This window comes from Streptomyces sp. A2-16 (assembly GCF_018128905.1).
Taxonomy (GTDB): domain Bacteria; phylum Actinomycetota; class Actinomycetes; order Streptomycetales; family Streptomycetaceae; genus Streptomyces.
The window spans coordinates 9,278,742-9,301,793 of the sequence record NZ_CP063808.1 but is presented as its reverse complement, the minus strand read 5'-3'; the positions used below and the strand labels follow the sequence as shown (position 1 = coordinate 9,301,793).

Genomic DNA, 23,052 nt, shown 5'->3' with positions numbered 1-23,052 from the left:
CACATCACCCCAGTTGGGGATCGATCACCCATTCACCCCGGCGCATGACGCCCTTGAGGTCGAATTGATGGTCGAGGAGGACCAGGTCGGCGTCCTTGCCCGGCTCCAGCGAGCCGATGCGGTCGGACATGCCCAGCAGCCGGGCCGGGTTGGCGGAGATCGCCGCGACCACGTCCGCGACCGGCAGCCGGTCGACGGTCACCGCCCGCTTGAAGGCACGGTCCAGTGTGAGCGTCGAGCCCGCGATCGAACCGCCCTCCACGAGCCGGGCGACTCCCTCGCTGACCTCCACCTCCAGGGGGCCGAGCATGTAACGGCCGTCGCCGAAACCGGCTGCGTCCATGGCGTCGGTGATGAACGCGACCCTGGCGGAACGCGCGTGATGGAACGCCAGTTGCAGTGCGGCCGGGTGCAGATGCGTGCCGTCGTTGATCAGCTCGACCGTGATCCGCTCGTCCTCCAGGAGGGCGGCGATGGGGCCCGGGGCGCGATGGCCCAGGGGCGGCATCGCGTTGAAGAGATGCGTGGCCACCGTGGCGCCCGCGTCGATGGCCTCGAGGGTCTGCTCGTACGTCGCGTCCGTGTGCCCGACCGCCGCGATGACGCCGTGCTCGGCGAGGAGCCGTACGGAGTCGATGCCGCCGGGGAGTTCGGTGGCCAGCGTGACCATCCTCGCCTGCCCGCGCGCCGCGTCGATCAGCTTGCGGACCTCCGCCGGGTCGGGGTCGCGCAGCAGCTCCTCGGAGTGCGCGCCCTTGCGGCAGGGGGAGATGAACGGGCCCTCGAAGTGGATGCCGGCGATGTCGCCCTGTTCGGCGAGCTCGCTCAGCAGGCCGGCCCGGTGGGCGAGGAAGTCCATCTCGCCCGTGACGGTGGAGGCGACGAGGGTGGTGGTGCCGTGGTTCAGGTGGGTGCGGATGCCCTTGAGGATGTCGTCCGTGGTGCCCGAGGTGAAGGAGGCTCCGCCGCCGCCGTGGTTGTGGAGGTCGACGAAGCCGGGGACCAGCCAGTTTCCGGTGACGTCGACGACCTGGGCGTTCTCGGGGGCGGTGCTGGTGATTCGCGTGCCCTCGACGACCACTTGGCCGTTCTCGACCGTTCCCGTGGGCAGGACCACGTTGGCGCCGGAGAGCACCAGGGGGGTTCCGGCCGGCGCGGGGTGCGGGTTCGTCGTGGCTGGTCGCGCAGTTCCCCGCGCCCCTAGCGGCGTTGCCATCAGGGAATTACCTCCGTACGGTCCGTTGTCTCGAGGAGATCCCAGGCCAGCAGGCCGGCACCCAGGCAGCCCGCCGTGTCGCCCAGGGCGGCCGGGACGATCGTCGGGAGCTTCTGGAAGGTGATCCGGCTGCGGACCGCCTCCCTCAGCGGTGTGAACAAGGTTTCCCCCGCCTCGGCCAGGCCGCCACCGATGATCAGGGTGCGGGGGTCCAGGAGGGTGAGGGCGGTGACCAGGCCGTCGGCCAGGGCGTCCACGGCGTGCTGCCAGACCTCCCGGGCCCTCGCGTCCTCGGCCTCCACCGCCTTCGCGCAGTCCGCCGCGTCCGCCTCGGGATTCCCGGTGACCGCGGCCCAGGCCTCGCTGACCGCCGCCGCCGAGGCGTATCGCTCGAGGCAGCCGCGCAGGCCGCACGGACAGGCGGTGCCCCCCGGCCGTACGACGATGTGGCCGATCTCGCCCGCGAAGCCGTGGGCGCCCGCCTCCACCCGGCCCGCGATGCCGATCGCGCCCGCGATGCCGGTGCCCAGGGCGACGAAGAGGAAGCGGTCGGTGCCCTGGCCCGCTCCGATGCGGCCCTCGGCGAGACCGCCGGTGCGGACGTCGTGGCCGAGGGCGACCGGGACACCGCCGAGCCGCTCGGCGAGCAGCGCGCGCAGCGGGACGTCCCGCCAGCCCAGGTTGGCCGAGTAGGCCGCGATGCCCCGCTCCTCGTCGACGATGCCGGGGACGGCGACACCGGCCGCGACCGCGGGGGCGCCGAGGTGCTCGGTGCCGTACGCGCGCAGCTCGGCGGCGAAGTCGAGGATGCCGTCGACGACCGCGTCCGGTCCGCGCTCGCGGCCGGTCGCCCGGCGGGCCCGGTGCAGGAGCTCGCCGCCCGCGCCGACCAAGGCCGCCTTCATCCCGGTGCCGCCCACGTCGAGGGCGATGACATGTCTCACGGGGGACAGTGTGACCCTTGGACCCGCAAGAGGTCTAGTCCACTCACGTGGTGTAGACCTTAGTTCCAAGATATGTATGACTTTTCGAAAGCTTTCGAACGTGAGTGTGGGGCGGTTGTCGGTGCGGCGGCGAAGGACGGGAACGATCGCGGCGGTGTCCGCACTGGGTATGACGGCGGTCCTCGGCGGCTGCGGGCTCGGCGGAGGATCGGGTGAGGTGACGCTGAAGCTGGTCGCCGCCGACTACGGCGACAGCTCGGCCGACAGCTCCCAGAAGTACTGGGACAAGCTCGTCAAGGAGTACGAGGCCCAGCACCCCGGCGTGAAGATCGACGTCAGCGTGTACTCCTGGACCGACGTCGACCGCAAGGTCAAGGAGCTGGTCGACGCGGGGCAGGCGCCCGACATGGCGCAGATCGGCGCCTACGCCGACTACGCGGACAAGGGGCTGCTGTACAAGGCCGACGACCTGCTCGGCATCCGGGAGCAGGCCGACTTCGTGTCGCAGCTCGCCTCCGCCGGGCGGATCAACGGGATGCAGTACGGGATGCCGTTCGCCGCGTCGACCCGGCTGCTCTTCTACAACAAGACCCTCTTCGCCGACGCCGGCCTCACCCCGCCGACGACGTGGAAGCAGCTGGCCGCCGACGCCGAGGCCCTCAAGGCGGACGGGGTGAAGTACCCGTACGCGCTGCCGCTCGGCCCCGAGGAGGCACAGGCCGAGACCATGCAGTGGCTGCTGAGCGGGGGCGGCGGCTACGTCGACTCCATGGGCACGTACGGCATCGACTCCGAGGAGAACGTCACGACGCTGAACTGGCTCAAGGACGACCTCGTCGGCAAGGGACTGACCGGCCCCGTCGCGCCCGAGAACCTGAACCGGGCCGCCGCGTTCGCGGCCTTCGCCGCCGGGGACGTCGGCATGCTCAACGGGCACCCCTCGCTGATGAAGATGGCCGCCGCGAAGGGGGTGAAGTTCGGGATGGTGCCCATGCCCGGCGCCGAGGGCAGGACCAAGAACTCCATGGGCGTCGCCGATTGGATGATGAGCTTCCGGCAGAACGGGCACGCCGAACAGGTGGGCGACTTCCTCGACTTCGTCTACAGCGAGAAGAACGTGCTCGCGTTCTCGCGGGAGTACGACCTGCTGCCGGTGACCAACTCCGCGTCCGAGGCCATGAGCGGGGACTCCCAGGACGCCGACCTCAAGCCCTTCCTGAACGCGCTGCCCAGCTCGGAGCTGCCGCCCGTGGGCAAGACGTCCTGGGCCTCGGTCAGCGCGGCCGTGAAGAAGCGGATCGGATCGGCGGTGAGTACGAACGGGAGCCCCGCGGACGTGCTGCGCGGGCTGCAGCTGACCGCGCAGAAGGCGGAGTAGGCGCGGAAGCGGCCGCGGCAGCCGCCGTGGCCGCTTGTCAGTGGGGGGCGTTACGGTCGGGGCATGGAGCATGCGGAACTCGACCGCCGGGAGCGGGACGTGCTCGCGCTGGAGCGCCGCGGATTCGCCGGGCCCGGCGCGAAGGAGCGTGCGATACGGGAGGAACTGGGCCTGGCCCCGGTCCGCTACTACCAGCTCCTCAACGCCCTCCTCGACGACGAACGTGCCCTGGCCTTCGACCCGGTCACGGTGAACCGGCTGCGCAGGGTGCGGGAGGCCCGGCGGTCGGAGCGCTGAGCGTCAGCCGAGCCGCTCCGCCAGCGTCCGCAGCAGCCCCACCACGCCCTGCGGGCCGTCCACCACCAGGTCGGCCCGCGTGCGCAGTTCCGTCACCTCGTCGCTGCCGCTGCACACCAGGAGCCCGGGGGTGCCGCCGGTGCGCAGTTCGTCGACCGCGGAGTACGCGGGCAGATCGCCCAGGTCGTCGCCGGCGAACAGCACGGACCGGGCGGAGACCTCGCGCACGTGCTTCAGGAGGGCCACCCCCTTGTCCATGCCGGGCGGGCGGAGCTCCAGGACGAGGCGGCCGGGTTCCACGATCAGACCGTTGCGGACGGCCAGGTCGGTGAGGGGTCCCTGGAGGGCGTCGAAGGCGGCCTGGGGGTCGGCGGCCCGGCGGGTGTGGACGGCCACCGCCCGGCCGCCCTTCTCCTCGAGCCACGCGCCGGTCCCGGCCAGGAGCTCCGGCAGCTCGGCCCGGACCGCGGCCACTCCCGGGTGCGGGGCGGGGGCCGTGACCTCGCCCGTCGCCGCGTCCCAGCGCTCGGCGCCGTAGTGGCCGAGCACGGTCAGGTGCTCGAGGCCCGGCACCTCGGCGAAACCGCCGTTGCGGACCGCGACCGCGGCCGGGCGGCCGGTGATCACCGCCACGGACGCCACCTTCGGCGCGAGCGCCGCGAGCGCCGGCACCGCCTCGGGGTGGGCGAACGCCTTCTCCGGGTCCGCCACGATCGGCGCGAGCGTCCCGTCGAAGTCCAGGCCGATCACCGCCCGGTGCGGCTCCGCGAGGATCGCCCGCAGGCCGTCCCGCCCGGCGGAGTTGAGGGGCACAGGAAGGTTCATGCTCACCCGTTCAGCGCGGTCAGCGCGGTCAGCTGGTCCAGGAACCACTGGGCCGGGGGGAGCGCCGTCGCCGCCGCGGCCAGCCGCTTCGCGCGTTCGGCCCGTTCGTGCGCCGGCATCGTCAGGGCCTCGTGCAGGGCCGCCGCCGTCTGCTCCACGTCGAAGGGGTTCACCACGATCGACTCGTCACCGAGCTCCTCGTACGCCCCGGCCTCCCGCGACAGCACCAGCGCGCACGCCTCGTCGGAGACCACCGGCACCTCCTTGGCGACCAGGTTCATGCCGTCCCGGATGGGGTTGACCAGCGCCACGTCGGCCAGCCGGTAGGCGGCGAGGGAGCGCGCGAAGTCGTCCTTCAGATTCAGCAGGACCGGGGTCCAGCCAGGGGTGCCGAAGGTGTCGTTGATCTCCTCCGCCTGCCGCTGCACCTCGGCGGTGTACTCCCGGTACACCGCCAGGTCCTGCCGAGACGGGTACGCGAACGCCACGTGCACCACCCGCTCCCGCCACTCGGGCCGCGACTCCAGCAGCCTTCGGTAGGCGAGCAGCCCGCGCACGATGTTCTTGGACAGCTCGGTCCGGTCCACCCGCACGATGGTCTTCCGGCCCTCGCCGATCTCCTCGCGCAGGGCGACGATCCGCTCCTCGACGTCGGCCTCGTGGGAGCGGGCGCGCAGGAAGTCCGCGTCCGCGCCAAGGCCGTGCACCCCGATCCGCGTCCGTCCGAGCCCGTCCACGAGCGCCGTGCAGCAGGCCGTGAAGGCGTCCGCCCAGCGGTGGGTGAGGAAGCCGAGCCGGTCGGCGCCGAGCATGCCGCGCAGCAACTGCTCCGCGATGTCGTCCGGCAGCATCCGGAAGTACTCCACCGGCGCCCACGGCGTGTGCGAGAAGTGGGCGATGCGCAGGTCGGGGCGGAGTTCGCGGAGCATCCCCGGCACCAGGCACAGGTGGTAGTCCTGCACCAGGACCGCCGCCCCCTCGGCCGCCTCCTCCGCGAGCGCCTCCGCGAAGGCGCGGTTGTACGTCTCGTACGACGCCCACTGCCGCCGGAACTCCGCGTCGAAGGTCGGCTCCAGCGGGGTCTGGTAGAGGAGATGGTGTACGAACCAGAGGACCGAGTTCGCGATGCCGTTGTACGCGTCCGCGTGCACGTCGGCGGGGATCGCGAGCATCCGGACGCCGTCCTCGCCGACCCCCTGCCGCACCGCCTCGCGGTCGCCGTCGGACAGGGCCGAGCACACCCACAGCGCGTCGGACTCCGGCCCGATCGCCGACAGGCCGGAGACGAGGCCGCCGCCGCCGCGCCTGGCTCGCAGCGAGCCGTCGTCGCCCACGTCGTACGAGACGGGACCTCGATTGGACGCGACCAGGACGCGGGCGTTGTGCGAAGAAGCCATGCCTCGAAACCTAGCCCGGCACCCAACCGCTCAAACGTTCCCGTCCGCTGCGGCCGGACCTTCGGCCGCGGGACGGTGGCGGCCGGTCGCGCAGTTCCCCCGGTCTCCGGGCGGGACTACGCGACCCTTCTTTTCATGTACTCCGTGATCTCCCGCATCGGCGGCCGTTCCTCCGTGTCCACCGAGTACGTGCGCGGCTCGAAGCCCGTCTCGCCCCGCTCGAACTGGGTCAGGGCCGGGCGGATCATGTGGCCGCGGGCCAGCCGGAGCTGCGCGGTGCGGTAGATCGCGGCGGACATCCGGCCCAGGGCCTGCCCGTCCTGGTGACGGTGCTTGCGCACCCCCACGTCGACCTGGGCGAGCGCGTCGAGACCCACCAGGTGCAGGGCGTCGACCAGCATGCCGAGCTCCACGCCGTAGCCGACGGGGAACGGGAGCTGCTCCAGCAACGAGCGCCGGGCCGCGTACTCGCCGCCCAGCGGCTGCACGAAACCGGCCAGCTGCGGCCAGTGCATGTTCAGCAGCGGGCGCGCCATGAGCTCGGTGACCCGGCCGCCCTGTCCGGCGGCGCCGCCCAGGGGACGGTCGTACATGCCCTTGACCAGGTCGACCTCGGGGTCGGTGAGCAGGGGGCCGACGATGCCGGAGACGAAGTCCGAGGAGAACTCCTTCAGGTCGGCGTCGATGAAGCAGACGATGTCCCCGGTGGTGACCAGCAGGGAGCGCCACAGGACCTCGCCCTTGCCGGGCAGGGCGGGCAGCCGGGGCAGGATCTCGTCGCGGTGCACCACCGTGGCACCGGCCGCGGCGGCCACCTGCGAGGTGCGGTCGGTCGACCCCGAGTCGACGACGACGATCTCGTCGACCAGCGGAACCTGACGCACCAGGTCGTGACGTATCACGGAGACGATGTCACCGACCGTCTCCTCCTCGTTGAGCGCGGGCAGCACGACACTGACCCGCTGTCCGGTGCGCTGCTTGGCGGCCATGATCCGGTGCAGCGGCCGGTCGGTCAGCGACCAGGAGCGGGTGCTCAGCCAGCGCTCGACTTCTTCCAGCACGTAGGCGGCTCCTCACTTGTGATCCATCTCGCGGTTCGGACGACTCTCTCAACTGTCCTGGTCGTCGGTTACAGTCTTGAACAACGCGGATGACCATCGCATGTCCAGGGTGGCCCGCCGTTCACAACTTCATACCGCTCATCCAGAGGGGCAGAGGGATACGGCCCGATGAAGCCCCGGCAACCCTCCAGTCGGTTCTCGTAGTGATCACTGACGATCGTCTCCGCGAGGCTCCCGGCTCGGGAAGGTGCCAAATCCGTCTCACGGCGAAGTGCGTCGTGAGGAAGATGAGGAGAAAGGGCCTCGCCTCCATGGCTGCGCAGACTGTTGCAAGCACCACCGACTCCACGACCGTCGACCTCGGTCCCGCCGCGGCGCTGAGCTGCCGCGAATGCGGTCACCGCGTCCCGCTCGGCCCGGTCTTCGCGTGCGAGGAGTGTTTCGGCCCGCTCGAGATCGCCTACGACTTCTCGGCCTACGACACCGAGGAGCTCCGCAAGCAGATCGAGGCGGGACCCGCGAACATCTGGCGATACGCCCCGCTGCTGCCCGTCCCCGCGGACGTGGCGGACAAGCCCAACATCAACCCCGGCTGGACCCAGCTCGTCAAGGCCGACAACCTCGCCCGCGAGCTCGGCGTGACCGGCGGTCTGTACATCAAGGACGACTCCGGCAACCCCACGCACTCCTTCAAGGACCGCGTGGTGGCGCAGGCCCTGGAGGCGGCGCGCGCCTTCGGCTTCACCACCCTCTCCTGCTCCTCGACCGGCAACCTGGCCGGCGCGGTGGGTGCCGCGGCCGCCCGGGCCGGCTTCCGCTCCTGCGTGTTCATCCCGCACGACCTGGAGCAGGGCAAGGTCGTCATGGCCGCGATCTACGGCGGCGAGCTCGTCGGCATCGAGGGCAACTACGACGACGTGAACCGCTTCTGCTCCGAGCTGATCGGCGACCCGGCCGGTGAGGGCTGGGGCTTCGTCAACGTCAACCTGCGGCCGTACTACGCGGAGGGGTCCAAGACCCTGGCGTACGAGATCTGCGAGCAGCTGGGCTGGAAGCTCCCCGACCAGCTGGTGGTGCCGATCGCCTCCGGCTCGCAGCTCACGAAGATCGACAAGGGTCTGCAGGAGCTGATCAAGCTCGGGCTCGTCGAGGACAGGCCGTACAAGATCTTCGGTGCGCAGGCGGAGGGGTGCTCGCCGGTGTCGGTCGCGTACAAGGCGGGCCATGACGTGGTCCGGCCCCAGAAGCCGAACACCATCGCCAAGTCGCTGGCCATCGGCAACCCCGCGGACGGCCCGTACGTGCTGGACATCGCCCGTCGCACCGGCGGTGCGGTGGAGGACGTGAACGACGAGCAGGTCGTGGACGCGATCAAGCTGCTCGCCCGTACGGAGGGCATCTTCGCGGAGACCGCGGGTGGCGTGACCGTGGGCGTGACCCGCAAGCTGATCGAGAACGGGGTGCTGGACCCCTCGCTGACGACCGTTGTGCTGAACACCGGGGACGGTCTGAAGACGCTGGACGCGGTGGCGGGTACGGGACTGACCGCGACCATCCGCCCCAACCTCGACTCGTTCCGCGAGGCCGGCCTCGCGTAGTCGTCTGTCCGCGGGCCGGTGGGGGCAGGTCGCGCAGCTCCCCGAGCCCCCTGAAAGCCTTATCCGACCGGAGGTCTGAACATGAGCGTTTCCGTCCGTATCCCCACCATCCTGCGCACCTACACCGGCGGCCAGGCCGAGGTGCAGGCCGAGGGCGGGACCCTCGCCGAGGTCATCGCGGACCTGGAGAAGAACCACACCGGTATCGCCGCCCGCGTTCTCGACGACCAGGGCAAGCTGCGGCGGTTCGTGAATGTGTACGTGAACGACGACGATGTGCGGTTCGAGCAGGGGCTGGAGACGGCGACGCCCGACGGGGCCGGCGTCTCCATCATCCCGGCGGTCGCCGGCGGGTGACCGTATGACTGGTCATTACCTTCGGTAACAGTAATTACCGAGTGTTCATCCGATTGCCCTCTCCGCGAGAGAAGCGGAGGGGGCAATTCTCTATGGTTGAGCGCGGTACAGTTGGGGAAGCTGCTGCTTCCTTCATGCCGGGCGCATATGAGTGCCGACTTCGGATGCGACGAGAAGTAGCCAAAGTGTGTGGGTTCTTTGCGTCTTATGCTCCTTTTGTGGGGCCCGACTTGCCCCGAATTCGGGCGAATTCTCGCTACATTCCGGACCCCTTCCGTCCAGAATTCTCGTCCGATTGACCTGTTGCAGACGGCAGTTGGACAGATACATTCAGCCGCGGTCGACGCGTTCCGGCGCACGCCCCCAACCATGTGGGGGGTGAGGTCTGACCCGGATCCACGAAGTGTGGATCCGTGCAAGGGCCAGTAATAGGGGAGTTAGGCATGGCTCAGGGCACCGTCAAGTGGTTCAACGCGGAGAAGGGGTACGGCTTCATCGCGGTCGACGGTGGTGCGGATGTATTCGTCCACTACAGCGCGATTCAGATGGACGGCTACCGCACCCTTGAAGAGGGCCAGCGGGTCGAGTTCGAGATCTCGCAGGGTCAGAAGGGGCCGCAGGCGGACATGGTCCGTCTCGCGACTGGCTGAAGCACGCGCCGGGTAACAACAGCGTCGTTCTTCGTTCTTCTTCGAAGGGCTCGTACCCCATGGGGAGTCATGGGTACGGGCCCTTCGGCATGTCCCGGGGCCCCGCCGGGACCCCTGCCACACCCCTCGCACACCCCTCGCACCCCCTGTCGTTCCTGGCCGTTCCCTGAGAGGCGCTTGCACTCGACCATGCCGAGTGCTAATCATTGGCGTTAGCACTCTGAAGGTGAGAGTGACAACGAAGGACCGGGTCGGTGAGGCCCGCAGGCCAGGTGGGGAAGGAACCCACGAGGTGTGCGAGCCGTCCGTCGCGGGCGCGGGCGCGGTCCGAAGGAATCACCCCCAGTCCTGGAGGGACCACTTCACATGGCCAAGATCATCGCGTTCGACGAGGAGGCGCGGCGCGGCCTCGAGCGCGGCATGAACCAGCTCGCGGACGCCGTCAAGGTGACGCTCGGCCCCAAGGGTCGCAACGTCGTCCTCGAGAAGAAGTGGGGCGCCCCCACGATCACCAACGATGGTGTTTCCATCGCCAAGGAGATCGAGCTCGAGGACCCGTACGAGAAGATCGGCGCCGAGCTGGTCAAGGAAGTCGCCAAGAAGACGGACGACGTCGCCGGTGACGGTACGACCACCGCGACCGTTCTGGCGCAGGCGCTGGTCCGCGAGGGCCTGCGCAACGTAGCCGCCGGCGCCAACCCGATGGCCCTCAAGCGCGGTATCGAGAGGGCTGTCGAGGCCGTCTCCGCCGCCCTGCTCGAGCAGGCCAAGGATGTCGAGACCAAGGAGCAGATCGCTTCCACGGCCTCCATCTCCGCCGCCGACACCCAGATCGGCGAGCTCATCGCCGAGGCGATGGACAAGGTCGGCAAGGAAGGCGTCATCACCGTCGAGGAGTCCCAGACCTTCGGTCTGGAGCTGGAGCTCACCGAGGGTATGCGCTTCGACAAGGGCTACATCTCGGCGTACTTCGCCACCGACATGGAGCGCATGGAGGCGTCGCTCGACGACCCCTACATCCTCATCGCCAACTCCAAGATCGGCTCCGTCAAGGACCTGCTCCCGCTCCTGGAGAAGGTCATGCAGTCGGGCAAGCCGCTGCTGATCATCGCCGAGGACGTCGAGGGCGAGGCCCTGTCGACCCTGGTCGTCAACAAGATCCGCGGCACCTTCAAGTCCGTCGCCGTCAAGGCCCCGGGCTTCGGTGACCGCCGCAAGGCCATGCTCGGCGACATCGCCATCCTCACGGGCGGCGAGGTCATCTCCGAGGAGGTCGGCCTCAAGCTGGAGAACGCGACCCTGGACCTCCTGGGCCGCGCCCGCAAGGTCGTCATCACCAAGGACGAGACCACCATCGTCGACGGTGCCGGTTCGTCCGACCAGGTCAACGGTCGCGTCAACCAGATCCGCGCCGAGATCGAGAACAGCGACTCGGACTACGACCGCGAGAAGCTCCAGGAGCGCCTGGCCAAGCTCGCCGGTGGCGTCGCCGTCATCAAGGCCGGTGCCGCGACCGAGGTCGAGCTCAAGGAGCGCAAGCACCGCATCGAGGACGCCGTTCGCAACGCGAAGGCGGCCGTCGAGGAGGGCATCGTCGCCGGTGGTGGCGTGGCCCTCATCCAGGCCTCCTCGGTCTTCGAGAAGCTGGACCTGGAGGGTGACGAGCTGACCGGCGCCAACGCCGTGAAGCTGGCCCTGGAGGCCCCGCTCAAGCAGATCGCCGTCAACGGTGGTCTCGAGGGTGGCGTCATCGTCGAGAAGGTGCGCAACCTGCCCGTCGGCCACGGCCTGAACGCCGCGACCGGTGAGTACGTCGACATGATCGCCGAAGGCATCATCGACCCGGCGAAGGTGACCCGCTCTGCCCTGCAGAACGCCGCCTCCATCGCCGCGCTCTTCCTCACCACCGAGGCCGTCATCGCCGACAAGCCGGAGAAGGCCGCCGCGCCTGCCGGTGGCGGCATGCCGGGCGGTGACATGGACTTCTGATCGACCTGAGGGTTGATCAACGTCCTTGCCGAGGGCGGCACTTCCCGGAAGCGGGGTGTGCCGCCCGCGGTTTTTTCTGCGCTATGATTGATCACGAGCCGGTCGACGTGAAGCTCCGTCGGTCGACTACGCGTTGGTGGTCCAAGGAAAGACGCCCCGCTTCCTGCGGGGAAATGCAGGTGCAAGGCCTGCCCGGCGCTCCGCGAGAAGCCCGTCCCACGACAGTGGGGCGGGCTTTCCTCATGTGTGCGCTGGATCACGGACCGGTCGGAAATGCCGTGCCGTGCGTGGCGGTTGAGGTAGGGGAACTGTCTATGCGCATGCACATACCGAGGAGTACCCCCACGTGACCGCCCCCGCCACCCCTCCGGCCACCTCCCGCGCCGCCGAGATCCTCTCCCGCCCGGCCCACATCAACGGCCTGACCGTCCCGAACCGCATCGCGATGGCGCCCATGACCCGCATGTTCTCCCCGGGCGGCATCCCCGGCGAGGACGTGGCGTCGTACTACGCCCGCCGCGCGGCCGCCGGAGTCGGCCTGATCGTCACCGAGGGCACCTACGTCGGCCACGAGTCGGCCGGGAACAGCGGCAGCGTCCCGCGGTTCCACGGTGAGGAGCAGCTGGCGGGCTGGGCGAAGGTCGCCGAGCAGGTGCACGCGGCGGGCGGCACCATCGTCCCGCAGCTGTGGCACATCGGCATGGTCCGCGAGCAGGGGCAGCAGCCCTACGCCGACGCCCCCGCCGTCGGCCCCTCCGGCATCCGCATCGGCGCCGACGAGCCCACCGGCAAGGCGATGACCCAGCGCGACCTGGACGACGTCATCGGCGCGTTCGCCGAGGCGGCGGCCGCGGCCGAGCGCATCGGCTTCGACGGCGTGGAGCTGCACGGCGCCCACGGCTACCTCCTCGACCAGTTCCTGTGGGCGGGCACCAACCGCCGCACCGACGCCTACGGCGGTGACCCGGTCGCCCGCACCAAGTTCGCGGCGGAGATCGTGGCGGCCGTACGCGAGACGGTATCGCCCGAGTTCCCGATCATCTTCCGGTACTCGCAGTGGAAGCAGGAGGCCTACAAGGCGCGCCTCGCCGAGACGCCCGAGGAGCTGGAGGCGATCCTCGCCCCGCTCGCCGCGGCCGGTGTCGACGCCTTCCACGCCTCCACGCGCCGCTACTGGCTCCCCGAGTTCGACGGCTCCGACCTCAACCTCGCCGGCTGGACCAAGAAGCTCACCGGCAGGACCACCATCACCGTCGGCTCGGTCGGCCTCGACGGCGACTTCATCCGCGGCTTCATGGGCGAGGGCTCCCCGGTCAAGGCCATCGACGACCTGCTCGACGCCCTGGAGCGCGAGGAGTACGACATGGTCGCCGTCGGCCGGGCGCTGCTCCAGGACCCCGAGTGGGCCGCGAAGGTGCTCGCCGGCCGTTTCGACGAGCTCCAGCCGTACGACGCGTCCGCGCTGAAGTCGTTGAGCTGACGGTATGAGGTGGGTGTGGGCCGGCGTCCCGCTCCCGGAGCGGGCCGACAATGGCGGCATGGCCCACACCCCCGCCCGTACCGCCACCCCCTCCGACGTCGACTCCCTCGTCTCCGTCTTCACCAGCGCCTTCCTGCACGACCCCGTCTGGGGAGCGGCCGCCTTCCCCGACGAGGGGCGACGGGCCGAGCAGGCCGCCGTCATGTGGCGGGTCTACGCCGCCTCCGCGGTCCGGTACCCGTGGACCCTGGTGACGCCCGGCGTCGAGGCCGCCGCCGTGTGGATCCCGCCGGACGGGACCGAGCTCACGGCGGAGGAGGCGGCCGGGCTGGAGGGGCGGCTGGCGGCGGCCACGGATCCCGCCACCGCTCGCGCGATCATGGCGGTGGGGGAGCGGTTCGAGGAGGCCCGTCCCACCGAGCCGTTCTTCTGCCTCACCATTCTCGGCACCCACGCGGACCATCGCGGCAAGGGGCTCGGCATGGGGCTGGTCGCCGAGGGTCTCCGTCGCATCGACGAACTCGGCGCGCCCGCCTACCTGGAGTCGACCAACCCCGCCAACCTGGGGTGCTACGAGAGCGTCGGTTTCGGTGTGCGGGACGAGATCGTCCTCGCGGGCGGGCAGGTGGTCACGACCATGTGGAGGCCCCCGCGCCGACTTGGTTGACTCAGGCAAGGGAAGTGGGCTGGAGTGAAGCCGGCAGCCCCTACCTGTGAGGAGTCGGACGATGACGTCAGCCGAGGAACTCGACGTGCGCACCGCGGCCGGTGCCGTGCGCGGGCGCGCCGAGGACGGACTGGTGGTCTTCCGCGGGATCCCGTTCGCCGAACCCCCGGTCGGAACGGCCCGGTTCCAGGCGCCACGGCCCGTCAGGAGCTGGGAGGGGACCCGGGAGGCGGATGCCTTCGGACCTCCGCCCCCGCAGGAGTCCGCTTTCGGGAGCCGGGCCGACGCGCCTGCGACGCCCGCCGGCGACGACTGGCTCACGGTCAACGTCTGGACCCCCACGACGGACCCGCAGGCCCGCCGGCCCGTGATGGTGTGGATCTACGGCGGTGCCTACAAACTCGGTCACGCCGGCAGCCCCGGCTACGACGCCCAGCACCTCGCGCGCGCCGGTGACATGGTCGTCGTGACCCTCAACTACCGCGTCGGCATCGAGGGGTTCGCCCTGCTGGCGGGGGCGCCCCCGAACCGGGGGCTGCTGGACCAGGTCGCGGCGCTGGAATGGGTGCGGGACAACATCACGGCGTTCGGCGGGGACCCCGGCCGGGTCACGGTCTTCGGGGAGTCGGCGGGGGCGGGGTCGGTGGCCTCGCTGTTGGCGATGCCCGCCGCCCGGGGGCTGTTCGGGCGGGCCGTCACGCAGAGCGTGCCCGGTACGTACTTCTCCGCCGAACTCGCCGGGGACATCGCGGTGGAGCTCGGCAAGGAGGCGGGACTCGCCGCGACGGCGGCCGCGCTGTCCGCCGTGGACCCGCGTGAACTGCCCGTGGTGGGGGAGCGGTTGAGCCTGCGGATGCGCGAGTACGGCGACCGCTGGGGGCAGGTCGCACCCACCGCCACCCCCTTCGCTCCCGTCGTCGACGGCGAGGTGCTGCCGTGCACGCCCTGGGAGGCGCTGGCGGCGGGCGCGGGACGGGACGTGGAGCTGCTCGTCGGGCACAACCGGGACGAGTACCGGCTCTTCCTCGCCCTGGGCGATCGGCTCGGCAGGATCACCGAGGAACAGGCGGCCGCGGCGCTGCGGAGGTACGCGCCGGGCCCGGGCGGAGAGCACTCCTACCGCGCGGCCCACCCGGACGCCACACCGACCGAGCTGTACGAGCGCGTCCAGACGGACTGGCTGTTCGCCATGCCGTCACTGCGGCTGGCGGAGGCGCAGGGCACCGGCGGCGGCCGGGCCCACCTGTACGAACTGACCTGGTCCGCACCGGCGTTCGGCGGGGCGCTCGGCGCGTGCCACGGGCTGGACATTCCGCTGCTGTTCGGCACGTACGACGCCGATCTCGGGAGTCTGCTGTTCGCGGGGACCGGGGTGCCGGACGAGGCCAGGGCGCTGACCTCGCACTTCCAGTCGGCATGGACCGGGTTCGCGCGGACCGGGGACCCCGGGTGGCCGGCGTACGACGGCGAGGGCCGCCCGACGCGGGTCCTGGACGTCGCACCGGAGGTGCGGCCGTACCCGGAGGAGGTCTCGCGGCGGCTGTGGGAGGGGTACGACTTCCGGGCGCTGCCCCTGCTGAAACAGGGCGCCGGGGCTCTGGGGCTCTAGAGGTTGCCGAGCGGCTCGATGTCCACCCGCACCGGGGTGCCCCATACGCGCAGCACCTCGTAGTCGGTGAACTCGTGGACGAGCCGGTACGCCATCGCGGCGCGCGGGGCACGGCGCTGGGCGTGGATGTAGAGCTCCGCCTCGTGCCGGTCCCGCCTCGGCGTCCCGCACAGCTGCCACTCCTGGCCGGTCCACTGCTCCGGCAGCCAGCGCTGCTGGGGCTGCGGCCGGTCCTCCCGCACCCCGTACCGGGAGGGGGCGGGTCCGGCGGTCCTCGGGCGCGCGCCGGGCCCGTTGATCTCGGCACGGCGGGCCGCCCGGCGCCGGGTCTCGCACAGCAGGCACAGGTCGGGGGCGTTCTCGTCAACCGGCCCGTTCGGGTGCTCGGCGCAGCGGGTGGTGGGGGCGGCGGCGGTGACGCTGTCCTCCAGGAGGTCCAGGGCCCGCTTGAGATCGGCCTTCATCTCGTGCAGCTTGGCGTCCGGGGTGTCACCGGCGAGAGCGTCGCCGTGCTCGCCGAGGAGACGCAGGGCACGGCCTAGGGCGGTGAGCTGGGCGTGGTTCATGGTGTCAGTCTGCGCAGTCCTCGAGATTTTCGGTATCCGGGGTGACGCCGGCGGACGCCGGGCGGTGCCGGGGTCGTGGTGGCGCCTCCTCCCCCCATGGTGCCCCGGGACGAAGGCCTGTGGAATGAGCCCATGCCCCTCCTGGACACCCTTGCCTGCTTCAACGACGCCCACCCGTGGAGCCACAACGCCCACTTCCACCCGTGGATCATGCGCCGGCTGCCCCGTCGCTTCGGCCGTGCCCTCGACGTCGGCTGCGGTTCCGGTGAGCTGGCCCGGCTGCTGGCGACCCGGGCCGGCCAGGTGCACGGCATCGACAGCGACGAGCGGATCATCGGCGAGGCGAGGGAGGCGACCGGTCCCGGCCTCCCCGTCGTCTATGCCGTCGCGGACGGGCGGTCGTACGACCGAGGCGCCCCCTACGACGTCATCACCTGCGTCGCCGTGCTCCACCACCTCCCCCTGACCGAGACCCTCGACCACTTCCGGCGGCAACTGGCCCCCGGTGGAACCCTGGTGATCGTCGGCTGTGCCGAGGAGGACACCCGTGCCCAGCAGTTGCTGGGTCTCGTTTCCGTCCCGCTCAACCTGATCTCCGGCTGGATCAAGAACCGGGGGCGAAAGGCTCCTCTCCCCGTCGCGATGACCGCCGTGACCCGCCGGCCCGACGTCCCGTACACGGAGCTGGTCCGCGAGGCCCGCCGCGTTCTCCCCGGGGCCCGGCTCAGGCGGCGGCTCTTCTGGCGCTACACCCTCGTCTGGAAGAAATTGCGGGAGGATGTCGATCCGGGCAGGCTTCGAACGACGCCAAGGTGAGAGCACGACATCACACGAGAGGCGAAGACCATGCCGAAGGTCCGGGTACACAACGTGACGATCTCCCTCGACGGCTTCATGGCCGGGCCGAACCAGCGGCTGGACGCTCCGTTCGGTGACGGCGTCGGCTGGGGCGACGACCTGCACAGCTGGTTCATGTCCGCGTCCCAGGACGCGGCCGCGGGGAAGTCCGGGATCGACGTCGACCACTTCGTCCGCGGCGACGAGAACATCGGCGCCACGATCATGGGACGGAACATGTTCGGCCCCCAGCGCGGGCCGTGGGAGGACGAGTCCTGGCAGGGCTGGTGGGGCGAGAACCCGCCCTACCACCACGACGTCTTCGTCCACACCCACCATCTGCGCCCGGCACTGGAGATGGCCGGCGGAACCACCTTCCACTTCACCGACGAGACACCCGAGGCCGTGCTGCGGCGCGCCTTCGACGCCGCGGACGGCAAGGACGTACGGATCGGCGGCGGGGCGGCGGTCATCCGGCAGTATCTGCGCGCCGGGCTCATCGACGAACTCCACCTGGTGATCGCGCCGCTCCTCATCGGGCGCGGTGAGCGGCTGCTCGACGACCTGGGCGAGGGGATCGACGGCTACCGGGTGTCCGAGCTGGTCAGCTCACCGAACGTCACCCACGCGCTGCTGGTCCGCCGCTGAGGAACACCGGGGAAGGTCCGGTCAGTGGAGGCCGGCCGCCAGCGCGGTCCGCAAGTGGCCCCCCGACTCCTGCAGCAGGCGGGCCGCCGTGGGCCCGTCGACGTCGGCCAGGATCGTCAGGATCGCGTTCTTGACCTCGCCGTCCGCGGCGGCCAGGGCCTGCTCGATCTCCTCGTCGTCGGCGCCGGTGGCGAGGGCGACGATGCGGCGGGAGCGGGCGCGCAGCTTGTCGTTGGAGGCGCGGACGTCGACCATCAGGTTCCCGTACGTCTTGCCGAGGCGGATCATCGTGATCGTCGACAGCATGTTGAGGACGAGCTTCTGCGCGGTCCCCGCCTTGAGCCGGGTGGAGCCGGTGAGCAGCTCGGGACCCACGACCACCTCGATGCCGTGCTCGGCGGCCGCGGCGAGCGCGCTGTCCGCGTTGCAGGACAGACCGACGGTCAACGCGCCCTGCGCGCGGGCGTGTTCCACCGCGCCCACGGCATACGGGGTACGGCCGGACGCGGACACCCCGACCACCGTGTCCACGGCCGTCACCGCGAGCGCGTCCAGGTCGGCCCGGGCCAGCTCCGCGGAGTCCTCGGCCCCCTCGATGGACGTGACCAGCGCCTGCGGGCCACCGGCGATCAGGCCCACGACCCGCGCCGGGTCGGTGTTGAAGGTCGGGGGGCACTCGGAGGCGTCCAGCACGCCCAGGCGCCCGGCGGTCCCGGCACCGGCGTAGATCAGCCGGCCGCCGCGGGCCATGCGCTCGGCTACGGCGTCGATGGCGGCGGCGATCCGCGGCAGCTGCCCGGACACGGCCGCCGGCACGGAGGCGTCCTCGCCGTTCATCAGCCGGGCGAGGTCGAGGGTGGGCAACTGATCGATGTCGGCGAGCTCGGGCCGGAAGGCCTCGGTGGTCAGCGACTCCAACTGGGCTTGCAGATCACGGGGGTCGGAGGTGGAGGTCATGGAGGAGCGGCTCTTTCTTCGAACGTCTGCCGGGTGACTCTTTTCTAGCGACGATGCCGGTGCGCCAGCGCCTCGTAGGACGCGGCCAGCGCCGGTGCCGCCGTCTCGTAGGTCCGCTGCGCCACACCCACGAACAGACAGTCCACCACCAGCAGCTGGCTGGTCCGGGACGACATGGCGGCGGGCCGCAGCTCGCTCTCCCGGGCCGTGGACGTCGTCAGCACATGGTCGGCGTACTGGGCCACCGCCCCGCCCGGCCGCCCGGTGATGGCGACGGTCGTGGCCCCGCGCTCGAAGGCGACCCGCAGGGGCTCGATGACGTCGCCGGTGGACCCCGAGTGCGTGATCGCGATGGCGACGTCCCCCGACCGCAGCTGCACCGCGTTCGTCACCGCGAGATGCGGATCGCTGTGCGCCTGCGCTATCAGCCCTATGCGCAGCAGCTTCTGCGTGAGGTCCTGCGCGACGAGACCGGACGCCCCCACCCCGTACACATCGATCCGCCGTGCGGAGGCCGTCGCGGCGACCGCCGCGCCCAGCTGCGCGGTGTCCAGCCCGGCCGCGGTGTCCGCGAGGGTCTGCTGCTCGTCGTAGGCGAGCTTGGCGACCACGTCGGCGATCGGATCGTCCACCGCGATGTCCGTGGTGATGGCGGGTGCCCGCCCGGACTGCTGCTGCGCGGCCAGCCCGGCGAGGGCGAGCCGCAGGTCGCGGTAGCCGGGATATCCCAGCAGCCGAGCCGTCCGCACGACGGTCGCCTCGCTCGTCCCGGTCAGTTCCGCGAGGCCCGTGACGGTGAGCGCCGCGCACCCCGCCGGGTCGTTGGCCACGGCCTCGGCGACCCGCTGCATGGAACGGGTCATGGACGGACCCAGCGTGCGCACCTTCGCGGCGAGAGCGCTGCCGAAAATTTCCTTCACTTCCTGGGGCACGTATGAAAGATATTTTCGGCTCGGTGTCGTGGTCAAGAGCCCGCACAATGGCTGCATGGAGTCCATCGGTCCACTTGAGCAGACCCTGCACACGGCACGCGCCCTCGTCCTCGCCGACCTGGCAGCGAGCGCGGTCGCCGCCGCGGACGTGGTGTCGATGGTCGAGGACTCCGTCGTGCAGCGGCGCTGGTGGGTGGAGCAGTGGCCCGAGGGCGCCGAGTTCGTGGCGGGGCTGGTCGCCCAGGACGTCCAGGACGCGCTGCTGGAGGCGTACGGCCGCTGGCCCCTGTGCCCGGTGTGCGGCTCCGGTGACCCGCACGCCCTGGAGGTCGAGCCGGAACTCGGCCCCGACCCGCACTGGGTGTGCCACAAGGCGGGTGTGAGGGTCGCGCCGGTCGGCTCGCTCGGGACCGCGACGGGCGGGGTCTCCTCGCCGTGACCGTCTACATCGACCCGCCCGACTGGCCGGGACACGGCCGCATGTGGTCCCACCTCATCAGCGACGTCTCCTTCGACGAACTGCACGCGTTCGCCGACGGCCTGGGCGTCCCGAGACGCGCCTTCGAGCGCGACCACTACGACATCCCGTCCCACCGCTACGCGGACGTGGTGGCGGCGGGGGCGACGGAGGTGAGCAGCCGGGAGGTGGTGCGGTTGCTGACGGGGGCGGGACTGCGGCGGCCCAAGGGTCGTTAGCCGGCCCGGCCGGGGAGGACGTACAGCCGCAGGCCCGGTTCCGCTTCGCCGTACGCCTGCTCCTCCTCCACCGTCGCGCGGGCGAAGCCGGCGCGGGCGACCACGCGTTGGGAGTCGGCGTTGTCGGGCTCGATGGTGGCGCAGAGACTGTGGACGTCGTCGCGGGCCAGGGCCCAGTCGCTCAGGGCGCGCAGGGCCTCCGTGGCGTAGCCGTGGCCGCGGGCGGAGGGGGCGAGATCGTAGCCGACCTCGGCGCGGCCGTCCTCGTCGGGGGCGCCGTGGAAGCCCATGCCGCCGATCGCGCGGCCGTCCTCCCGCCGTACGAGGGCGAAGAGGCCGAACTCCGGGCGGTGGACGCCGGCCTCATAGGCCTTGAGGGTCATTCCGGCGGCCTCGCGGGTGCCGTCGAAGGGGCCGTCCTCGACCCACTCGAAGTCACCGTCGCCGCCCGCGGCCAGTTCGGCGGCGGAGGCGGGGGTGACGCCCTGCAGGGTGAGGCGTTCGGTGGGCAGGACCAGGTTGTTGCTCCAGCGCCACTGCGTGCGCGGCGCTCGGCCGGGCAGGTCGCCGCGGCCGGTGGCCCACAGCAGGGTGCGCCAGGGGTCGGGTCCCGGCTGGACCTCGGGGAAGATCCGGGTCAGGACGTACTCGGGCAGGTGGGCGGGCGGCTCGTACGTCAGGCCCAGGCCCTCCGCGATGTCGTACGAGTGCAGCAGGACCTCGGCGACGCCCATCGCGGCGAAGCCCACGCGGTTCGCGCTGCGGAAGGGGTACGGGTGGAAGGCGCGGACCTCGCGCGGGGTCGTGCGGAGCGTCGCGGCGAACAGCGTGCCGGCCGTCTCGATCACCTGGAGGGCGCCCTCGGCGTCCGTGCCGTCCTCCAGGAGGATCTCGAAGGGGACGTACCTCTCCTGGGCCCGGCCCGCCAACTGCCCCGCGTACGCGATGAGATCGCTCGCGATGTGCTCGGCCGCCTTCAGACAGCTCCACTCCAGCCGGCCGGCCGGTACCTGTGCCCAGTCCCGGTCCACCGCCGTCCGCAACGCAGCCACCGCGTCCGCGACGGCCTCCGTCACCTGTTCCGCACCCATGTCTGCCATGCGGGCAGGCTAAGGCGCCGGGGGTCTCAGAGCGACAGCATTTCCAGCTCCGAGGTGAGGTTGTAGCGGGCCGTGGCCTCCCATTCCCGCTCCCCGTACGGCGTCCTGAACAGCCGTGGCAGAGCGAGCAGTTGCCGCAGGATCTCGGACCGGCCCGCCCGGAAGGCGTCGGTCGGCACGAAGCCGTACTCCTCGCGTACGGCGGCCGTGTAGGCGGCGTACCCGGAGGGCGGGGCGGCGAGGATCGCGAGATCGGCGTCGCACAGGACCTGGCCGTTGCGGTCGTCGTCGGCGGGGGCGTGGGTGGTGGTGAGGCGGACCAGTCGGGCGACCTCGGCCGTTTTCTCGTCCGGGACTCCGGCCTCGGGGAGGGCGCGTTCGGCCAGGCGGGCGGAGCGGTCCTCGTTCTCCGAGCGGTCCGGGAGGTAGACCGCGTCGTGGAACCAGGCGGCGAGGCGCACCAGGTGGGGGTCGTCCGCGTACTCCTCCAGTACGTCGACGTGGTCGAGGACCGACCCGAGATGAGCGAGCGTGTGGTACCGCCGCTGCGGTTCCTGCCAGCGGGCGAGGAGGTTGTCGGCGTACGGCAGCGGGTCGGGGCCGCCGGTGCCCCTCGCTCCGTCCAGGGCGGCGGCGAAACGGGCGCGGAGGTCGTCGAGATCGGCCATGGCCTCATTGTCCCCCCTCACGCCACGGCCGGTGGAGGGGCGGAGGCGGAGGCGCTGACCGTCTTCGGCCGAGACGCACTGGTGAGGAGGAACCCGTAGCGGCGTATTCTTGGAATTGGACTAGACCTGTAGCCGCCCGAGATCGTCGACGAATGGGGTCCCATGAGCAAGCGTGCAGTCCTGGAGGTGATCGCCCTCGACGTCGAGGACGCGGTCGCCGCCCAGGCCGGAGGCGCGGACCGGCTGGAACTGGTGACCGACATGGCGGCGGACGGTCTGACGCCGACGGTCGCCACGGTCGCCGGGATCCGGGGGGCCGTGGACATCTCGGTGCGGGTGATGCTGCGGCTGTCGGGCGGGTTCGCGGCGGGGGACGTCTCGCGGGTGGCCGAGGCGGCCCGGGAGCTGCGGGGCGCCGGCGCCGAGGAGTTCGTGCTGGGGTTCCTGGACGTGGACGGAGCGGTGGACCTGGCCGCCGTGGAGCGGGTCGTCGAGGTGCTGGACGGGTGCCGCTGGACCTTCCACCGGGCGATCGACCACGCCGCCGACCGGGACGCCCTGCGCAAGCAGCTGGCCGACCTTCCGGGCCTGGACACCTACCTCACGGCGGGCTCGGCGGCGGGCGTCGACGAGGGGCTCGCGGTACTGCTCGCCGAGGCGGCGCGCGCGGGGGAGCCGGGATACGGGCAGCAGCTCCTGGTCGGCGGAGGACTGCGGCTGGAACACGTACCGGGGCTCCGGGCGGCCGGGATCGACGCCTTCCACATCGGCGGGGCGGCGAGACCGGGCGGCTGGGAGACACCGGTCTCGGCGAAGGCGGTACGGGAGTGGCGGGACGTGTTGGACGAGGGGTGAGCGGGGCATTCGCGGAGGGGCCGGGGGCTGAAGGTTCAGGCCCGGGGGCCTGCCTGGGTGCGGGGACTGTGGGTACAGCTCCCGGGGCCCGGTCGGGGCTGCGGGGGCCCGGGCGGGTACGGGCGCTTGAATGAGCGGAAGGGCCCTGCCCCTGTTACGACCTGGACGGGGCGTGAGCAGGGGTTCACCCGGAGCAGAGCCGGCGGGGCCGCGCGAGTCGCCACCGTGCCCCCCGGCCCGCCCCCCGGGCCAGGGGTGAGCAGGGCCCCTCGGAGGCGCGGGGAACCGTGCGGTCGGCCCCCCGCGCATCCGCGCTCGGCGGACG

At 71.4% G+C, this 23,052-nt stretch carries 24 protein-coding genes and 1 riboswitch; of the genes, 14 read left to right on the top strand and 10 right to left on the bottom strand.

Annotated features, from left to right (window positions below):
- Positions 1–4: 4 nt before the first annotated feature.
- Entirely contained in the window at positions 5–1,216 is a 1,212-nt protein-coding gene (nagA, locus tag IOD14_RS41690) for an N-acetylglucosamine-6-phosphate deacetylase (protein WP_249126200.1), read from the bottom strand.
- On the bottom strand, positions 1,216–2,160 hold the full coding sequence (locus tag IOD14_RS41685) for an ROK family protein (RefSeq protein ID WP_123990081.1): 945 nt from the start codon (positions 2,158–2,160) through the stop codon (positions 1,216–1,218). The genes nagA and IOD14_RS41685 overlap by 1 nt, the downstream gene beginning before the upstream one ends.
- Before the next feature lie 169 nt (positions 2,161–2,329).
- On the opposite strand from IOD14_RS41685, the gene IOD14_RS41680 reads away from it, so the two are divergent.
- Both IOD14_RS41680 and IOD14_RS41675 read left to right on the top strand, forming a co-directional pair.
- Entirely contained in the window at positions 2,330–3,538 is a 1,209-nt protein-coding gene (locus IOD14_RS41680) for an extracellular solute-binding protein (protein WP_212673509.1), read from the top strand.
- A gap of 63 nt (positions 3,539–3,601) precedes the next feature.
- A complete protein-coding gene (locus IOD14_RS41675) occupies positions 3,602–3,835 on the top strand; it encodes a DUF3263 domain-containing protein (RefSeq protein ID WP_123990080.1) in 234 nt (77 codons plus the stop codon).
- 3 nt (positions 3,836–3,838) lie between these two features.
- Here IOD14_RS41675 and otsB read toward each other — a convergent pair whose 3' ends face one another.
- From otsB to IOD14_RS41660, 3 genes are all read right to left on the bottom strand, one after another.
- Positions 3,839–4,660 (bottom strand): trehalose-phosphatase, encoded by an 822-nt coding sequence (gene otsB / locus IOD14_RS41670; protein ID WP_123990079.1) that lies wholly within the window; start codon positions 4,658–4,660, stop codon positions 3,839–3,841.
- Between the two features lie 2 nt (positions 4,661–4,662).
- On the bottom strand, positions 4,663–6,057 hold the full coding sequence (locus IOD14_RS41665; protein ID WP_123990078.1) for a trehalose-6-phosphate synthase: 1,395 nt from the start codon (positions 6,055–6,057) through the stop codon (positions 4,663–4,665).
- Between the two features lie 116 nt (positions 6,058–6,173).
- Positions 6,174–7,118, bottom strand: a complete 945-nt coding sequence (locus tag IOD14_RS41660; protein ID WP_123990077.1) for a glucosyl-3-phosphoglycerate synthase — start codon at positions 7,116–7,118, stop codon at positions 6,174–6,176.
- Between the two features lie 135 nt (positions 7,119–7,253).
- Positions 7,254–7,412, top strand: a riboswitch (SAM riboswitch).
- 17 nt (positions 7,413–7,429) lie between these two features.
- Here IOD14_RS41660 and thrC point away from each other — a divergent pair.
- The 7 genes from thrC to IOD14_RS41625 all read left to right on the top strand — a co-directional run bounded on the left by thrC (position 7,430) and on the right by IOD14_RS41625 (position 15,468).
- Positions 7,430–8,716, top strand: coding sequence for a threonine synthase (thrC, locus tag IOD14_RS41655; RefSeq protein ID WP_123990076.1), 1,287 nt, complete (start codon positions 7,430–7,432; stop codon positions 8,714–8,716).
- An 81-nt stretch (positions 8,717–8,797) separates the two neighbouring features.
- Entirely contained in the window at positions 8,798–9,073 is a 276-nt protein-coding gene (locus IOD14_RS41650) for a MoaD/ThiS family protein (RefSeq protein ID WP_123990075.1), read from the top strand.
- 443 nt (positions 9,074–9,516) lie between these two features.
- Entirely contained in the window at positions 9,517–9,723 is a 207-nt protein-coding gene (locus IOD14_RS41645; protein WP_007382895.1) for a cold-shock protein, read from the top strand.
- A 366-nt stretch (positions 9,724–10,089) separates the two neighbouring features.
- Positions 10,090–11,712: a chaperonin GroEL gene (gene groL / locus IOD14_RS41640; RefSeq protein ID WP_123990074.1), complete on the top strand. Its 1,623-nt coding sequence runs from the start codon at positions 10,090–10,092 to the stop codon at positions 11,710–11,712.
- Between the two features lie 346 nt (positions 11,713–12,058).
- Entirely contained in the window at positions 12,059–13,192 is a 1,134-nt protein-coding gene (locus IOD14_RS41635; RefSeq protein ID WP_212672974.1) for an NADH:flavin oxidoreductase, read from the top strand.
- Positions 13,193–13,250: 58 nt separating this feature from the next.
- Positions 13,251–13,859: a GNAT family N-acetyltransferase gene (locus tag IOD14_RS41630; protein ID WP_212672973.1), complete on the top strand. Its 609-nt coding sequence runs from the start codon at positions 13,251–13,253 to the stop codon at positions 13,857–13,859.
- A 61-nt stretch (positions 13,860–13,920) separates the two neighbouring features.
- On the top strand, positions 13,921–15,468 hold the full coding sequence (locus IOD14_RS41625; RefSeq protein ID WP_212672972.1) for a carboxylesterase family protein: 1,548 nt from the start codon (positions 13,921–13,923) through the stop codon (positions 15,466–15,468).
- On the opposite strand, the gene IOD14_RS41620 is transcribed toward IOD14_RS41625, so the two are convergent.
- Positions 15,465–16,034, bottom strand: coding sequence for a hypothetical protein (locus tag IOD14_RS41620; RefSeq protein ID WP_123990070.1), 570 nt, complete (start codon positions 16,032–16,034; stop codon positions 15,465–15,467). The genes IOD14_RS41625 and IOD14_RS41620 overlap by 4 nt on opposite strands.
- A 132-nt stretch (positions 16,035–16,166) precedes the next feature.
- Between IOD14_RS41620 and IOD14_RS41615 the strand changes: the two genes are divergently transcribed.
- Entirely contained in the window at positions 16,167–16,850 is a 684-nt protein-coding gene (locus IOD14_RS41615) for a class I SAM-dependent methyltransferase (RefSeq protein WP_212672971.1), read from the top strand.
- Between the two features lie 30 nt (positions 16,851–16,880).
- Complete coding sequence (locus tag IOD14_RS41610) at positions 16,881–17,519, top strand: dihydrofolate reductase family protein (RefSeq protein ID WP_123990068.1); 639 nt, start codon at positions 16,881–16,883, stop codon at positions 17,517–17,519.
- Between the two features lie 21 nt (positions 17,520–17,540).
- Here the strand turns inward: IOD14_RS41610 and murQ are convergent, their stop codons facing one another.
- Together murQ and IOD14_RS41600 are read right to left on the bottom strand one after the other, a co-directional pair.
- A complete protein-coding gene (murQ, locus tag IOD14_RS41605) occupies positions 17,541–18,476 on the bottom strand; it encodes an N-acetylmuramic acid 6-phosphate etherase (RefSeq protein WP_212672970.1) in 936 nt (311 codons plus the stop codon).
- A gap of 44 nt (positions 18,477–18,520) precedes the next feature.
- On the bottom strand, positions 18,521–19,339 hold the full coding sequence (locus tag IOD14_RS41600; RefSeq protein ID WP_249126199.1) for a MurR/RpiR family transcriptional regulator: 819 nt from the start codon (positions 19,337–19,339) through the stop codon (positions 18,521–18,523).
- A gap of 124 nt (positions 19,340–19,463) precedes the next feature.
- On the opposite strand from IOD14_RS41600, the gene IOD14_RS41595 reads away from it, so the two are divergent.
- Entirely contained in the window at positions 19,464–19,847 is a 384-nt protein-coding gene (locus IOD14_RS41595; RefSeq protein ID WP_123990065.1) for a hypothetical protein, read from the top strand.
- Positions 19,844–20,104 carry a DUF4031 domain-containing protein gene (locus IOD14_RS41590; RefSeq protein WP_123990064.1) on the top strand — a complete coding sequence of 87 codons (261 nt, stop codon included), beginning with the start codon at positions 19,844–19,846 and terminating at the stop codon, positions 20,102–20,104. The genes IOD14_RS41595 and IOD14_RS41590 overlap by 4 nt, the downstream gene beginning before the upstream one ends.
- On the opposite strand, the gene IOD14_RS41585 is transcribed toward IOD14_RS41590, so the two are convergent.
- Together IOD14_RS41585 and IOD14_RS41580 are read right to left on the bottom strand one after the other, a co-directional pair.
- A complete protein-coding gene (locus IOD14_RS41585; protein ID WP_123990063.1) occupies positions 20,101–21,204 on the bottom strand; it encodes a GNAT family N-acetyltransferase in 1,104 nt (367 codons plus the stop codon). The two genes, IOD14_RS41590 and IOD14_RS41585, sit on opposite strands and share 4 nt — an antisense overlap.
- Before the next feature lie 26 nt (positions 21,205–21,230).
- Positions 21,231–21,872, bottom strand: a complete 642-nt coding sequence (locus tag IOD14_RS41580) for a hypothetical protein (RefSeq protein ID WP_123990062.1) — start codon at positions 21,870–21,872, stop codon at positions 21,231–21,233.
- A 162-nt stretch (positions 21,873–22,034) separates the two neighbouring features.
- Here IOD14_RS41580 and IOD14_RS41575 point away from each other — a divergent pair, with 162 nt between their 5' ends.
- Complete coding sequence (locus IOD14_RS41575; protein WP_123990061.1) at positions 22,035–22,727, top strand: copper homeostasis protein CutC; 693 nt, start codon at positions 22,035–22,037, stop codon at positions 22,725–22,727.
- Positions 22,728–23,052: the final 325 nt, after the last annotated feature.